The 16,268-nt window shown below is 30.5% G+C and carries 9 protein-coding genes; 5 read left to right on the plus strand and 4 right to left on the minus strand.

The genetic code is table 11. The features are described 5' to 3' along the window. Positions 1-4 precede the first annotated feature (4 nt). From bvRMA01_RS02585 to trxB, 5 genes are all read left to right on the plus strand, one after another. A complete protein-coding gene (locus tag bvRMA01_RS02585) occupies positions 5-691 on the plus strand; it encodes an HAD family hydrolase (protein ID WP_247031959.1) in 687 nt (228 codons plus the stop codon). Between the two features lie 19 nt (positions 692-710). Beyond that, positions 711-7,400, plus strand: a complete 6,690-nt coding sequence (locus tag bvRMA01_RS02590) for a SpiroCoCo family coiled-coil protein (protein ID WP_247031961.1) — start codon at positions 711-713, stop codon at positions 7,398-7,400. Positions 7,401-7,412: 12 nt separating this feature from the next. Beyond that, complete coding sequence (locus bvRMA01_RS02595) at positions 7,413-8,960, plus strand: phenylalanine--tRNA ligase subunit alpha (RefSeq protein ID WP_247031963.1); 1,548 nt, start codon at positions 7,413-7,415, stop codon at positions 8,958-8,960. Further along, positions 8,953-10,647, plus strand: a complete 1,695-nt coding sequence (gene pheT, locus bvRMA01_RS02600; RefSeq protein ID WP_247031965.1) for a phenylalanine--tRNA ligase subunit beta — start codon at positions 8,953-8,955, stop codon at positions 10,645-10,647. Before bvRMA01_RS02595 ends, pheT begins: the two co-directional genes overlap by 8 nt. 98 nt (positions 10,648-10,745) lie before the next feature. Then, entirely contained in the window at positions 10,746-11,723 is a 978-nt protein-coding gene (trxB, locus tag bvRMA01_RS02605) for a thioredoxin-disulfide reductase (protein ID WP_247031967.1), read from the plus strand. A 29-nt stretch (positions 11,724-11,752) separates the two neighbouring features. Here trxB and rlmB read toward each other — a convergent pair whose 3' ends face one another. From rlmB to bvRMA01_RS02625, 4 genes are read right to left on the minus strand one after another with little or no spacing between them, the layout of a single operon-like run. Further along, positions 11,753-12,487, minus strand: coding sequence for a 23S rRNA (guanosine(2251)-2'-O)-methyltransferase RlmB (rlmB, locus tag bvRMA01_RS02610; protein WP_247031969.1), 735 nt, complete (start codon positions 12,485-12,487; stop codon positions 11,753-11,755). 1 nt (position 12,488) lies between these two features. After that, positions 12,489-13,586, minus strand: coding sequence for a molecular chaperone DnaJ (gene dnaJ / locus bvRMA01_RS02615; protein WP_247031971.1), 1,098 nt, complete (start codon positions 13,584-13,586; stop codon positions 12,489-12,491). Then, a complete protein-coding gene (gene dnaK / locus bvRMA01_RS02620) occupies positions 13,586-15,484 on the minus strand; it encodes a molecular chaperone DnaK (RefSeq protein WP_041178489.1) in 1,899 nt (632 codons plus the stop codon). Before dnaK ends, dnaJ begins: the two co-directional genes overlap by 1 nt. A gap of 34 nt (positions 15,485-15,518) precedes the next feature. Continuing rightward, entirely contained in the window at positions 15,519-16,067 is a 549-nt protein-coding gene (locus tag bvRMA01_RS02625; protein ID WP_433996713.1) for a nucleotide exchange factor GrpE, read from the minus strand. Between the last annotated feature and the right edge of the window lie 201 nt (positions 16,068-16,268).

A 16,268-nucleotide genomic window follows, 5' to 3' on the forward strand; every position in this document is an offset into this window, starting at 1 on the left:
TATTATGATAAAAGCTGTAGTGTTTGATCTTGATGGAACTCTTTATCCTGAAATTAATATTAATTTGATAATGTTTCCTGAATTTTTAAAAAATATTAAATTTTTTTTAGCTTTTAAAAAGGTAAGAAAAGAAATCAGAGGTTTACAAAAGGGAAGAAGTATTCCTTCTAGTAGAGATGAGTTGATGTCTATTCAGATTAAAATGCTTGCTAAGCATCTGGGTTTTGATGAGAATAGGTGTGAATTTTTATTAAATAAAATATATTATGGTAAATCTTTTAGGAATAAATTTAGAAATCTCAAACCGTATTTTGGTGTTCATGATTTGATTTATTCTCTTAAATCAAAAGGAATAAAATTAGGAGTGATGTCAGATTTTCCTATTGCAACTCGTGTGAGTAATTTGTTAGGCATTGAAGATAGTTTTTGGGATGTTCTTTATTCATCAGAAGAGACCGGTTACTTAAAGCCAAACAAAATAGCTTTTTTAAGGATTATGGATGAATTAGGTATAGATAGTAATCATATTTTGTATGTTGGTAATTCTTATGAATATGATATTTTAGGTGCTAGTGGTGTGTGTATGAGAACGGCTTATCTTTCTAAAAAAAAGTTGCTTAAAGATATGAAATGTGATTTTATCTTTAGTAATTATAAAGACTTGCAAAGATATATACTTTTAAATATATAGAGTGTGGGTAAAATATTTTATGATAGATTTTGTAACCGTTTTGGTTAATCTTTTATTGGTTTTCGTGATTTTATTTATTTATAGGCAGTATGATAGACGTTCAAGGGCTTTAGATAAGATTAAAAAATTTATTGATATTGCTAAGGATAACCTTGAAGATTTTATTGATGAGAAGACAAAAGAAATCAATAATCTTGCTGTTGATATGGAAGCGTATCAACGTTCTAGTATAGAGATCATAAAAAAAATAGATGAAGTTCAGCGAAAGATTAAAGATAAAAGTAATGATTTTGCAGAAGTTGAAAAAAAGATTGCTTATCATGATTCTATGCTTAAAGAGCTAGATGACATGGCCCTTAAAGTGCAAGATAATATACAACGACTTCAAGTGGATGGAAAAATAGTAGATAAACTTTCAAAAACTTTAAAAAATTTTAATACTCAGATTGATTCTATCGATTCTAGGTTGAGTACAGTTTTTGAAAAATTCGATAAGACAAATAAGGAAAATCTTGAGACTATCAAGATTGAGAGTTGGGATAAGTTTGATAACACTATTAAAGATTTTAGTGTGAGAATGGATAATCTGGATAGAGAGCTTATATCTTATCAAGAATCATTGGTAATGATTGAAGAGAAAAAAAGAGAAATTTTAGATAAGGGTAATGAAAAGCTTGAGAATGAATTTAAGGAGTTTGTGTTTAAAATTGAATCTAGCATAGATAATTATAATAAATCAATGGAAGATTCTTTTGGTATATATGAAACTAAATATAAATCAATAGAAAATTCTCTTGATCTTATTGTAGAGCAAGCTAAGACTAAAATTAATGATAAGGAAGATTTTATTTTAACTAGACTGAATGAGGAGCTACAGATAAAATTTGATGAAGTTTTTATGTACGTCGATGAGCGTTCTCATCAGATGAGAGATAAACTCGAAGGCAAATTGGTATTAATAGACAATGAAATTTCTTCTCTGAGTTCTGTTTTTAAAGATAATACTTATTCTAGGCTGAATTCTCTTGAAGAGACTATAAGACAAGAGATGAGACAGTATGAAGAGCAATTAGCAGATATTTTGGAACAATTTAGGGTTCAAATTGAATCTAGTGTTGGTGATATTTATAAAGAATATGATAGTAAGATAAATCAATTTGATAAAGACATAAGAGATAGGATAGAGAGTAGTTTAAAAGATGCTAATTCTAGGATAGAGAGTGTCCAGGGTGGAGTTAGGACTTTGCTTGATGATCTTGAAAAGGATTCTAATAAGATATATGTTGAATTTAAGGACAAAGTTAAAGGGGATATTGATAGTTTTAGTGAAAATGTATTTTCAAGAATGAATGATGTTGGAAGTGAGTTGGAATTGAAACTTTCAAATATCAGTACAGATATTCAAGATAGAATTGCCAAGTTGGATAGTAGCTTATATTCAGAGCTTAAAGAAATGAATGAAAAATTTGTTAATGATTATTCGTGTTTAGATGGTAGCATTAACTTAAAGTATGAAACTCTCTTAGAAGCTCTGAATTTAAAAAGTGGTGAATTAGAAACCCAACTGAAGGACAAGTATAAAAATATTGCAGATAAATTTGAGCGTGACATTGATGATCTTACCATTAAATGTGATGAAAATTTTAGTAAAATTTCTGAAAAATCAGATTATGATTATCAAAATTTTGAGATTACTAGTACAAAGCTAAAAGAAAGTATAAGTTCTTTAAATGATTTGTTAGTACAAGACTTTGAGACTTTAAAAGGAGATTTTAAATCCAAGTTGAGTAAGATGAGTGCTGATATTAATGATGAAGTGTTTAATTTAAAAAGTCATTATGGAGAGGATATAAGTGAATTTATTAAGCAGATGGAAGCTGACAAATTGCAATATGAACATTGGCAAAGGGAAGTAGGTTTGAATTTAGAGGATATTAAGTCTCATTTAAATAAAACTAATGAAGAATTTTTAAATTTGATTGAAAACCAAAGGACTAAGGGAAAGGAACTTAGTGAAAATATTTTCAATGAACTCTCAGAACATATTCAAAAAAAAGCAATGGATATGCATACTAATTGGAAAGATGAGCTTATTATTTTAAATAAATCTTTACTTGATATTAAGATTTCAAGTGAAGAATTACTTTTATCAGCTTCTTCAAAGATCGATTCTTTTGAAAAAGATGTTAATGAGAGACTTGAATATGTCACATCAAAGACGGAGGACTTTGAAAATTCAGTATTAGATAAGTATAAAGAATTAAGAGATATGTCATATAATAACAGTGAAGAGACTTTATCAGGGATTAAGGAATTTATTGATAATCAAGCCGAAATAATTCATGACAAAATTATTATGATGCTTAATGGACTTAATGAGGACTTTTCTAATAAAGAAGAGTTAATTAAAGGCAATATAGAAGAACTTGATTATAGACTTAAAGATTTCAAAGTTGGATGTGAAGATGTTTTAAATAATCTTAGATCGGATCTTGATGGATTTATTGAATCTAGGATGCAAAAAGTTTCTGAAATTAAGATAGATAATCAGAAGCAGATAGATAATTTTTTAAATAGAATATCAGAAGACATCTTAAGTAAAAGAGATATGCTTAATAGTGAAATAGATAATAAACTTAATGATTGGCAAGGTAAGTTAAGTGAAATATCAGTGAATATTGAGAATGTGTTATCTTCAGGAAAGATTGATATAAACTCAATTGATTCTGAGATGACTTTAAAGATTAAGGATCTTAAGAGTACTTTTGAAGGGCTTGAGAGTTATTATCTTGAAAAAATAGATGAGTTTAGAAATCAAGGAAATGTATATGCAGATGAACTTCTGAAAAACATTATGAGTCATTTTGATACGGATACTAAGGACCTTGAGGAAAGTTTGTCTAAGAAATTTGCTACAGTCTTAGAAAGGTCAGAAGAGTTTGTTAAGGAAGTTGATAGTTTGCTTAAGGATAAAAGGACAGATATTGCTTCATTTCAGGCAAGTATTGATATTACTATTGATTCTCTTAATTCAAGATTTAATGATGTGAATAGAGAAATTAATGAAAAATATAGTAAGGTAATATCTGATTCTAGAGGATATTCAGAAACCCTTGCAAATAAATTAGAGAATGAGATAGGATATGAGATTGAAAATGTAAATAGAAGGTTAACAGACAAAATAGATATTCTTAGCAAGAATATGGATGAAAATTTAGAAAATTTTAAGTCATCTTTTGATGTATCAAAGTATCAGGTTGAAAATTTTGAAATTAAAATTAAGGATATAATAGAAAAAGAAGAGCTAAGACTTGGTGAATTACTCAGAGAAATTGAGCGACAGTATAGAGTTAGACGGGACGAGGCAATTGATTACAAGAAGGCCATAGATAGTGATATTGTTCAGTTAAGAGAACAGTTTATAGGAGTAATTAATGAACTTAAGAATAATATTGAGGATAAATCTGAGTTTTTAAATGATCTTTATAAAGAAAGATTCAAGATTATTGAAAATAATTTTGAAGAGAGATATTCAACATTTTTTATTGAGAGCGAAGGGGCTATTTCAAAGATTAGAGATGAAATATATAAGATACTTACAGATAATGATGAACATTTGAGAGCAAAAATTTCTGAGATGGATCTTAATTTTGAGATAATCGATGGAAGGTCAAAAGAAATTTTAGAGCTTGAAGAAGATTTAAGAAAGAGAATACAAGAAAATAGTAATAACATACATCATCAATTTGATGTCATTAAGTCTGGTCTTGAGAAGGAAATAAAAGATCACTTTGATATGTATATGATGAAAGCCACTGCTGCAATTGATGAAGAGATTGAAAAATATGAGCATGGGATTAATGAAAAGATATCTGCTCTTAAGTCAATTGAAAATAATTTTGAGATGATAGAGAAAAATTTAAAGGATAAAATTAGCGAATATCATAATAAATTAGACGAGACTCTTGATGTGAGATATGCTGAGATTGAAAGTAAATATGATGAGAGGCATTTGCTTGTAGAGAAGAAGATAAATGACAAGACTAATTCAGTTGAAGAGCTGATTGCAAATAAATACGCTGAGCTTGAAGGTAAGTATGATGAGAAGCATTTGCTTGTAGAGAAGAAGATAAATGATAAGGCTAATTCAGTTGAAGAGCTGATTGCAAATAAATATGCTGAGCTTGAAGGTAAATATGATGAGAAGCATTTGCTTGTAGAGAAGAAGATAAATGACAAGACTAATTCAGTTGAAGAGCTGATTGCAAGTAAATATGCTGAGATTGAAAGTAAATATTCTAATATGCACCTTGATATGGAAAGTAGATTCAATGCATGTATTTCTGATTTAGGTATAGAACTTGCTCGTTCAAGTGAAAAGATGGATAAAGAGATTGAAGAACAATTAAAAAATCTTGGTGAACTTAAGTTAAGTTTGAGTAATATTGAAGGAGATGTATTAAAACTTAAAGAGGATTCTTATCACAATGTGTCATCCCATCTCAAACTTCTTGAAGAGGATTTTTTTAAAGATTTGAAAGAAAGAAGTGATAATTTAAAAAATTCTTTAGAAAATTTTGTGGCATCCTCAGATCAAAGAATTGAAAATTTAGAGAGACATATAATTAAGAACTTGGAAGATAAAGAAATCCTTATGAAGAATTTTAGAGTTGAAATTGAACAGGAACTTATGCTTAATAAAGAAAGTTTTTACTCAGAATTTAATAAAGAGTTTGATGTTAGAAAAAGAGATACAGAGAGTAAAATATTTGTAATGGAAACTAATGTTACTAATCGAATAGATGAGTTTATTAAACTTGTAGATAATCGTCAAAATAATGTTGATTCTTGGTTTTTAAAAGTTAAAGATGATATGATAAATTGGCAAGAAAATGCTTACAAAGAGCTTGAAGAAAGAGCGGGCATTACAAAAAGGAATTTAGATGAAATTAAAAGTGATGTTTTTGCTATTGAGAGTGGCTTGGAAGTTATTAAAGATGGTGTTAATCAGAGAGCAAAAGAAATTTTTGATCGTTTGCAATCAGATATTAAGGACTTTGAAAATAGATCTTATCTTAACTTGAAAAATATTTCAGAAGAGGTTCAGAGTAAAGTTTTAAATATTGAAGATTTCATGGATTTTAAGATTAAATCTATAAATGATAAGATAGACTCACATATTGAAGAGCTTGCAACACAAGTGGAAATTAAATTTTTAAGTCAGCAAAAAGATATTGAAGATAAAATTATTGAAGCTAATGACAAGTTAGAATATGAATTCAATTCAATGGCTTCTAGGCTTGATGAGGAAAAACAAAACATTGTAAGTAAATTTTTAAATGATACAGGCGGTTTTGAATCTCAAGTTCAATTGATGCAAGATGATGTTTTAAAGCTTACTGAGAAAGTGAATGCATATAGAATTGATATTGAGAAAACAATTAGAGAAAATTATGATTCTTTTTCCAGTTCTATAAGAGAGGAATATACTGTGTTTGAGAATGAAGTTAAGAATAGTTTGAATTATTCAGAAGAAGAGATACAGGCTTTAAGGGATAGCTTGAAGGTTCAAGTTAATAGCATAGAATCTGAATTTAAGGATAAATATGATCTAATGATTAAAGGTATTGATGATCATGTGTCCCAACTTAAGTTGAAAGTATTAAACTATGATGGTGAGCTTAATCATTTTATAGATGAGGTTAAGAATAATTTAATTGTATACAAGGCTGATTTGAGAGAAGAACTTGATAGTCGTTATGCTGTCATGAGTGCTAAGCTTGAAAATTTTAAGAGACTTGAAGTTGAGTTAGAGAGAAATAATGAGCTGATGAAAGAAGTTTATTATTTCAAGAATAACTTAGAAGAGTTACGGGAAACTTTAGCAAGTGAAATAAATCTTATTCAAGGATATAAAGGTGATTTTGAAGGTATTACTAGAGAAATTGGAGACATTAAATCTAAATCATTAGATATTATTGAGGTATTTAATGATTTAAAGGTCCATCAAATGGATATTGAGGGAATTAAAAAAGATCTTACTCAATTCCTTGAATTTTATACTTCTTTTAAGGAGAGGTATAAGAAATTTACAGAATCTTATGATGAAATGCAGATTTACAAAACTAAACTTAAGGAGATAAAAGAAGCACAAAGTAATATTCTTGATAATTATGATAGGATTAGTAATAAAGATAGCATATTAAAGTCTACATTAGAATCTGTTGATAAAAATTTTGATTTGATAAATGAAATAGAGAGTAAGATGCATGTATTATTTAAAGAGAGTTCTGGGTTTCAGCAGAGTCTTGGTGAGTTGAAAGGCATTATGTCAGAATTATTGGTAAATAAAGATTTATCACAGGAAGTGCTAAATAATGTTCAAACGCTCAAAGAAATGCTAGGTGAGATTGAGAGCAAGTTGGAACATACTAGAAATATAAGAGAAAAGGTTGCAAAATCTGAGACTCGGTTAGAGAATTTAAATATTGCTGCGGAAGAGAGAATCAAAACCCTTGGGATTCTTGTAAAAACAGAATCTAAGTACAAAGATAATGTTGGTCTTAATAACGAAACAGTTAGAGATTCTGTCATTAAACTTATGAGACAAGGTTGGAGTGCCTTGGAAATTTCTAGGGCTACTAAATTATCTATTGGAGAGGTTGAGCTTATCTTAGAACTTGGAATTATTAGTAAAAGTGATGATTAAAGGGATAATTTTGTGAAAAATAGATTTGAGGTGGTAAGGACATTACATCCTCTTGAGATAAAAGTGATTTTAAATTATAAAGAGGGAGATGAAATTTTTGCCTTAAGGCTTGTTGCGGATTTACTTTATAATGAAGGACAATCAAATAAAACAATTGAATGGCTTGTTTCTAAAGGTATTCTTAGAGAAACTTTTAGAAAACTTAATGTGTTTTATCGCCTAACTGAAAGAGGTGTTGATGCTTTAGCTAATGGTTTAGTTGAGGAGAGAATAATCAATCTTGTATCTAGAAAAACAGTTCTAGTTGCCAATTTGCCATCAGAGTTAGAAATTGATGCCAGAGATGTTGGTAAGGCATTTGGTAATTTATCTAAAGAGGGAGTTCTATCTTTGGGATTAGGTAAAGAAATCCTTGTTAAAGATTTAAATCGTTCTAGTTACAATATAGTTAAAGAATTACTTTCCAAAGCTCAAGACAGCGATCTTTTAGAAGATGATTTATCTCAGGATGAATTATTAGTCATTTCTAATTATTCTAAGAAAAAAGGCGCTGGTGATGTGTTATTTAAGGTGATAGAGAGCTTGGACCTAAAATTTGAATTTTCCAAATTTGGGTTAGAAATAAAATCTGAACTTGGAAAAAGCAATCTAACAGGTGATGAGATTGTAAAGTTGACCCCTGAAATGTTAAAAAATAAAACTTATGAAAATAAAAATTTTAGGGCTTATAATATTCATGTTTTATCTAATAAAACCTTTATTGGGCGTGCAAATCCTTATTCAGAGTATATTGCTAAAGTTAAGGATAAGCTTGTAAGTCTTGGGTTTGAAGAATTTGATGGTCCTTTAGTCGAGAGTGAATTTTTTAATAATGATGCTCTTTTTATGCCTCAGTTTCATCCTGCACGTGATATAAGGGATGTTTATTATATCAAGGAACCAAGTTCACTTAAATCTTTGCCCGAGCCTTATTTTTCTAATGTTAAAGCTGTTCATGAGAATGGTTACACTACAGGTTCAAGAGGTTGGAGATATGATTTTAGCGAGAGTATTTCAAAAAGATTAGTGCTTAGAACTCAAGGTACAGTGCTTTCAGCAAAGCAATTAATTGATGCAAAAAATCCTGGTAAATATTTTGGCATTGTTAGGTGTTTTAGATATGATCAAGTTGATGCTACTCATGGAGCCGATTTTTATCAAACAGAAGGGATTGTTATTGGAGATGTTAATATTAAAACCTTATTAGGTCTTCTTGAAATTTTTGCTAAAGAATTGGCTGGTGCTACTGAGGTTAAATATGTTCCTGCTTATTTTCCATTTACAGAGCCGTCAATTGAAGTGCATGTGAAACATCCTGTGCTTGGTTGGTTTGAGTTAGGCGGGAGCGGTATTTTTAGACCAGAGGTTACAAAACCTTTTGGAATTGATGTTCCTGTTATTGCTTGGGGTATTGGCATTGATAGAATGGCTTTAATGCATTTAGGTTTAAGTGATTTAAGGGAGCTTTTTACCCATAATATTGGTGATGTTGTATTGAGGCGAGGAAAAGTTAATGCCTAAGGTTGAAATTTATAAGAGTATTTTATTAGAAAAGATAGGAAAAATTTTAACGAAATCTGAACTTGTATCTGTTCTTGAAATTGCTAAGGCTGAAATTTGTGAATTTGATACGGTTAATGATAAGATCAAAATTGAATTTAATGATACAAATAGACCTGATTTGTGGTCTTGTGCAGGGCTTGCGCGTCAAATTAAGACATATCTTTTTGGTCATTTACCTTTGTTTAAGTTTTTTTCAATGGCAGATAATTTGCAAGAATTTTATGGTGAAATTTTGGTCAGTCCTGAAGTATTTAGTATTAGGCCTTTTATTTTTGGATTTTTGGCCAAAGGTGTGATTTGCAATGAACGAATGCTTGAAACTTTAATTCAGTTGCAGGAAAAGCTTTGTCATAATTATGGACAAAAGCGTAAAAGGGTTGCGATGGGGATGTACTCATCAGATTTAATTGAGTTTCCATTAAGTTATACTGCATGTAATTCTGATTATAGATTTATTCCTCTAGGTATGGATAGAGAAATGTCTATTGAGGAGATCAATAGGGTACATTCTAAAGGAATAGAATATTCAACTATTCTTGCAAGTTTTAATAAATATCCTTTATTGTTAGATGACAAGGATAAGGTTCTCTCTTATCCTCCGGTAATCAATTCTCATGATATTGGAGCTTTAAAGGTAGGTGATACCGATTTGTTTATTGAAGTTACGGGAACTAATCTTGAGGCTACTTTGTTATCTTTGTCAGTGACTGCTTGTGATTTACATGATATGGGTTTTGAAATTTTACCAGTAAAGACCATCTTTCCTAATGAAACTTTATTTGGGAAGGAGATAATTTGTCCTTATTATTTTCAAAATACGCTAGAGGTTAATGTTGATAATGTTAATAAAATGCTTGGTAGTAATTTTACGGCAAATAATATGTGTCTTGACTTAAAAAAATTAGGGATATCAGCTTACTTTAAGGAATTAGATAAATTTTATGTTATTCCTCCTGTTTATAGAAATGATTTTCTTCATGAAGTAGATGTTATTGAAGAAATAATGATAGGTATAGGATTGGATAGTTTTAAGCCAGAGCTTCCCAAAGATTTTACTCTAGGAAGACTGAGTCAGATAGAAGAGTTTTCAAGAAAAATTAAAAATTTAATGATTGGAATGGGATTTCAGGAAATGATTTATAATTATCTGGGATCTAGGACAGATTTTATTGAAAAGATGAATATTGAAGGTGATGACTTTTTAAGTGTTGCTAATCCAATGACAGAGGGGTATGAGTATATTAGGGGCTCAATAGTGTCTGATTTGCTTAAATCTGAGAGTATTAGTTCCAATTTTCCTTATCCACATAAGATTTTTGAGATTGGGAAGGTAGCTTTAAAAGATTTAAATAGTGTTGATGGTACTATTACTTATGATAATTTGGCTTTTCTGATGGCTGATAAGGAGTTTTCATTTAATGAGATTAATTCTTTAGTTTCATCTCTTTTTTATTATTTAAATATTGAATTTAAGTTAAGAGAATCAAGTAAATCTCTTTATATAGATGGCAGAGGAGCTGACATTTTAATCAATGACACCGTCTTAGGTGGCTTTGGTGAAGTATCGCCTTACATATTGAGAAATTTTGGAATTATGGTTCCATGTTGCGTCCTAGAGATTAACCTTAATAAACTTTTAAATTAATACAAATATTTTTTATTGATGTAACATTTGGATGAAGTTATATTTAAACATTTTATGTAGTGTATTTTAATGAGTGAAATAGGAGTTGAGGGATATTTATGTTAAAGTTTGAAGTACTGGATATAAAAAAGAGTAATGAAAAGGTTTTAAGAACAGAGATGAATTCCATTGAGGATGTAATCATTGTTGGTTCAGGACCTGCGGGGCTTACGGCTGGAATCTATACTGTTATGAGTGGATATAAGACAGTTATTTTAGAAGGACCTGAGCCTGGAGGGCAGCTTACAACGACTACGGAAGTATATAATTATCCAGGTTTTAAAAACGGTGTAAATGGAAGAGAATTGATGTTAAATATGAAAGATCAGGTGATCAATCTGGGTGCTATCACTTATCTTGAGACTGTAACATCTATAGAAAAAAGAGATAATATTTTTTATCTCTTTACTGATAATTATATTTATAAAAGCAAAGCTGTTATTATTGCAGCGGGATCTGTACCTAAAAAACTTAATACTCTTAAGAATTCAGATTTGTTTTGGAATAGAGGTATTTCTGTGTGTGCAATTTGTGATGGGCATCTTTTTAAGGGAAAAACAGTTGCAGTAATTGGTGGGGGTAATACAGCAATCTCGGAAGCTATTTATTTAAGCAAATTATCAGAAAAGGTATATGTTATTGTGAGAAAGGATTATTTGAAAGCTATTGCTATGTTAAGACAGAATGTTGAAAAATTACCTAATGTTGAGATTTTATATAACTGTGAGGCTATAGAAGTTAATGGAGATAATGTTGTATCTATGGTGCAAATTATTGATAATAAGAATAATTTTACTTTTGAGTTGAGTGTAGATGGGATATTTGTGGCTATTGGTTATAAGCCAAATACGGAGTTTGTAAAAGGATTTTTGGAATTGGATGAGGATGGATATATCTCTACTCAAGATCTCGTTAAGACTAGTGTTGAGGGAGTGTTTTCGTGTGGTGATGTTAGTAACAAGCTTTATGCACAGGCTATTACAGCTGCTGCTGAAGGGTTCCTAGCTTCTGTTGAGCTGAGAAATTTTTTGGGATAATTAAGATTACATTGATTCTAAAAAATATGTTAAAGTAAGTTAAGTTGTCTTTTTATTTCAAATATTAAAATTCCTGTTGAAACCGATACATTCAATGAATCTATTTTGCCTGTAGTTGGGATTTTTACTAAAAAATCTGAATTTTCTTTTATTAATTTGTGTATTCCTTTGCCCTCATTTCCCATAATAAGTGCAATTTTGGTATCATTTATTTTTATGGCGTTTATTGCCTTACCTTTGATATCGCTGGCATATATCCAAAATCCATTTTTTTTTAAATCTTTTATTACATTATTTATATTTGGGACTATCAATTTATTAACATATTGACTTGCGCCAGAGCTAGTGCGTAAGGTGGTTGCGTTGTCTTTTGCACTGCGTCTCTGGCTAGTAATTACAAGATCAATGTTAAATTGTTCTGATGTTCTAAGAATTGCTCCAAAATTTTGAGGATCTTCTATTCCATCAAGTATTAAGATAAATACATTATTTTTATGTTGAAATTCTTCTAAGAATTTTTCTAAATTTTTATCTTGTTTGTTTGTATTGTTAGATTTAGAAATTTTTAATTTTAATGCAAAACCCCTATGATTGTTGTTGCCAATTATCTTAGCAAGATCATTCACTTTTATTATTTGAGTATTATATTCTCTGGCTATTTTTTCAATATTTATGCTTTTTGGACTTATTTTTGAGATGTATAATTCAAGTCCTTTGTTATTTTTTATGCTTTCAATTATTGAATTAGCGTGTGTAATATACATACTAAATTTTATTTAAAGTAACTTTATCAATATCATTAATTTCCTTGCTTAAATCTTCCAGTAGACGAATGGCATTATAACTTAGATTTTTAGGAGTTTTGATCTTAATAATCAAAATGAGATTTCCAAATTTTTCTGTATGTAGTATTGGCATGCCCTCATTCTTAATGATGATTTGTTCATCATTTTCTGTTCCCTTTGGAATCTTTATTTCAATCTTTTTTTCTGCTATTGTTTGTATTTTTATCTCTTTTCCAAGTGCTGCTTGAGTAAAACTTATTGGAAGAGTTGCGTATAGATCTTTTCCATTTCTTTTGAAAATTCTATGGGGTTTTATTGATACTCTTATGTAGAGATCCCCGTATTGTTGATTATCGGGATTTACGCTGCCTTTTCCTCTCATTTTTATTTGTTGAGAATCATCAATTCCTGCTGGAATCTTAAGTTCGATTGTTTCTTTATATTTAAGGCTACCAGCTCCTTTGCATGATTTGCAAGGATTTGATATTATTTTTCCATTTCCATGGCATTTGGGGCATGTAGTTGTTACTCTAAAAAAGCCCCCTCCTTGCATTACTCGGCCATTACCATTACACATGTTGCATATTGAAGGACTGGTTCCTTTTTCAGATTTTTTCCCTAAGCAAGATTCACATAACATATTTCTTGCGATATTAATGTTATTTTTATAACCTAAATAAGCATCCTCAAGTGATATTTCTATTTGATATGTTATATCTTGACCCTTTTCATTTTGTCTATTTTTATCTTGTCCTCGTCTTCCAGTAAAGAATGAATCAAAGATATCTCCAAAATCTTCAAAAATGTCTGAGAATCCACTAAAGCCATTAGAAAACCCACTAAATCCCCCTCCACCTTCAAAAGCTGTGTGTCCAAATCGATCGTATTGAGCACGCTTATTGTCATCGCCCAATACCTCATAAGCCTCTGTTGCTTCTTTAAAAATAGATTCAGCTTCTTTGTTATCTTTATTTTTGTCAGGATGATATTTGATTGCTATTTTTCTATATGCTTTTTTGATTTCATCTTTTGAGGCTCCTTTTGAGAGCCCCAAAATTTCATAATAATCTCTTTTCACTATTTCTTATCCTCATCAACAACTTCGTAATCAGCTTCTTTGCTTTCACTACTTGCATTGTTTTGAGCATTGTCTTGATTTGATGAACTGGATTGAGCATCTTTGTACATCATTTCAGCTATTTTATAAGAAGCTTGTTGAAGTTCTTCCGTTTTTGATTTAATTAAGGCTATATCTGAGCCTTCTAGTGCATCTTTAAGTTCCTTTATTTTATTTTCAATAGCTTCCTTGTCTTCACTTGTTATTTTTTCTCCGTATTCTTTTAGAGATTTTTCTGTTTGGTAAATTAAGGAATTAGCTATATTTTTTGCTTCTATGCTCTCTTTCAGTTTTTTATCTTCCTCAGCATGAGCCTCAGCATCTTTAACCATTCTCTCAATTTCGTCTTCGGATAGTCCTGATGATGATTCAATTCGAATTTTTTGTTCTTTTCCAGTTCCCATATCTTTAGCAGAGACATGAACTATTCCATTAGCATCAATGTCAAAGCTAACTTCTATTTGTGGAACTCCTCTTGGTGCTGCTGGTATTCCGTCAAGAATAAAATTGCCCAGTACTCTGTTTTGTGATGCCATCTCACGTTCACCTTGCAAGACTTTAATGTCTACAGAAGTTTGATTATCTGCTGCTGTTGAGAATACCTGACTCTTTTTGGTAGGAATTGTAGTGTTTCTTTCAATTAGCTTTGTCATAACTCCACCAAGGGTTTCAATACCTAAGGAGAGAGGTGTAACATCGAGGAGCACCATATCTTTAGTTTCTCCTGTCAATATTCCACCTTGAATTGCAGCTCCTATTGCAACAGCTTCATCAGGGTTTACACCTTTATTTGGTTCTTGACCGAATATTTCTTTTACTATTTTTTGAATGGCTGGTATTCTTGTGGAGCCTCCAACAAGTATTACTTCGTTGATGTCAGAAGCCTTAAGCCCAGCGTCTTTAATAGCCTTAAGGCATGGTTCTTTTGTTTTTTGAACCAAATGATCTACCATTTGTTCGAATTTTGCTCTTGTGAGAGTGTATTGTAGGTGTTTAGGTCCATTTGCATCGGCTGTGATGAATGGAAGGTTTATTGATGCTTCTTGAGCACCTGAGAGTTCTATTTTTGCCTTCTCGGCTGCTTCTTTGAGCCTTTGAAGTGCCATCTTGTCGTTTGATAGGTCAATCGCACTGTCTTTTTTGAATTCGGTAATTAAATGTTTGATGATTTCATCATCGAAGTTATCTCCTCCAAGATGGGTATCTCCATTTGTTGATTTAACTTCGAAAACACCATCCCCAAGTTCAAGTATTGAGATATCGAACGTTCCACCACCAAGATCATAAACAGCAACTATTTCTTCATTTTTTTTCTCAATTCCATAAGCAAGAGCAGCCGCTGTTGGTTCATTAACGATTCTTTTAACATCAAGTCCTGCAATCTTCCCGGCATCTTTTGTTGCTTGTCTTTGAGCGTCATTAAAATATGCTGGAACCGTGATTACAGCTTCAGTAACCGTTTCTCCTAAATAGGCCTCAGCTGTTTCTTTCATTTTGGTAAGAGTTGCGGCTGATATTTCTGGTGGTGACATTTGTTTTTTTATATTGGAAATGTTTACACGAGCATCTCCATTTTGTCCCTTTTCTACTTTATAAGGAACCATTTTGATTTCACTTGCAACTTCTTCAAATCTTCTTCCCATAAATCTTTTTATTGAGTATATGGTGTTTTCAGGATTTGTAACCATTTGGTTTTTTGCTACTTGTCCTACAAGTCGTTCACCTTTGTTTGTGTAAGCTACAATTGATGGAGTAGTTCTTCCTCCTTCTGAATTTTGTATTACAACAGGTTTTCCGTGTTCCATTATGGCCACACATGAATTTGTTGTTCCAAGGTCAATTCCTATTATCTTTCCCATATAAAACCTCCTTTTGTATTTTTGATTTCTAATATTAATTTTTGCTTTGTGCAACTTTAACTTTTGCAGTTCTTAATACTCGATTATTGTAGCAGTATCCTTTTTGGTATACTTCTACGATTTCAGGGATTTTAACCCCTTCTTTTTCTTCTATGCTTATTGCTTCATGTTGACTTGGATCAAAGGTTTCTCCCGGTTTGCCAAACTTTTTTAGATTATATTTTTTGTCAAAGCTTGAGAGCACTTCACTTTCAATCATACTAATTCCTGATAATAGAGTATCAAAATCCCTTGATTGTTTTGATGAGTCTATTGCTCTTTCTAAATTATCAAGAAAATTAATTATATCTTTCATTATGTTTTCGTTTGCGAACTTAATAAAATTTTCTTTATCTTTTTCAAGTCTTTTTCTAAAGTTTTCAAATTCTGCTTGTTTCCTTAAATACAAATCTTTTAGATTTGAAATTTCATTTTCTAATTCAGTAACTTTGCTTTCCATGCTAGGACTGTCTTTATTTGGTAGTATGTCATTTTTTTGTTCTTTGATTTTTTCGGGTTCTTCACATTGTTCCTTTTCTTTCACTTTAGCCTCCTTTTATAAAGCATTTTATCTTTAAAGAAAATATTTTACAAATTTTTTCTTTAAAGAATTTTTTCTGAATTTGGTTCGTTTTAATTATCTTTAAAAGAGTCAATTTTGACTATTAAGCCATAATAGTATAATATTGATACATATTTCGAGTTTAGTAAATTCTTATGTGTACTTTTTTGTCAAAATAAAAAA

Source organism: Borrelia venezuelensis, from assembly GCF_023035835.1.
Lineage (GTDB): Bacteria > Spirochaetota > Spirochaetia > Borreliales > Borreliaceae > Borrelia > Borrelia turicatae.

Excerpts from the sequence above, each read along its gene's own strand:
- bvRMA01_RS02585 (WP_247031959.1), top strand. The coding sequence starts at position 5 with ATGATAAAAGCTGTAGTGTTTGATCTTGATGGAACTCTTTATCCTGAA.
- bvRMA01_RS02590 (WP_247031961.1), top strand. The coding sequence starts at position 711 with ATGATAGATTTTGTAACCGTTTTGGTTAATCTTTTATTGGTTTTCGTG.
- pheT (WP_247031965.1), top strand. The coding sequence starts at position 8,953 with ATGCCTAAGGTTGAAATTTATAAGAGTATTTTATTAGAAAAGATAGGA.
- trxB (WP_247031967.1), top strand. The coding sequence starts at position 10,746 with ATGTTAAAGTTTGAAGTACTGGATATAAAAAAGAGTAATGAAAAGGTT.
- rlmB (WP_247031969.1), bottom strand. The coding sequence starts at position 12,487 with ATGTATATTACACACGCTAATTCAATAATTGAAAGCATAAAAAATAAC.
- dnaK (WP_041178489.1), bottom strand. The coding sequence starts at position 15,484 with ATGGGAAAGATAATAGGAATTGACCTTGGAACAACAAATTCATGTGTG.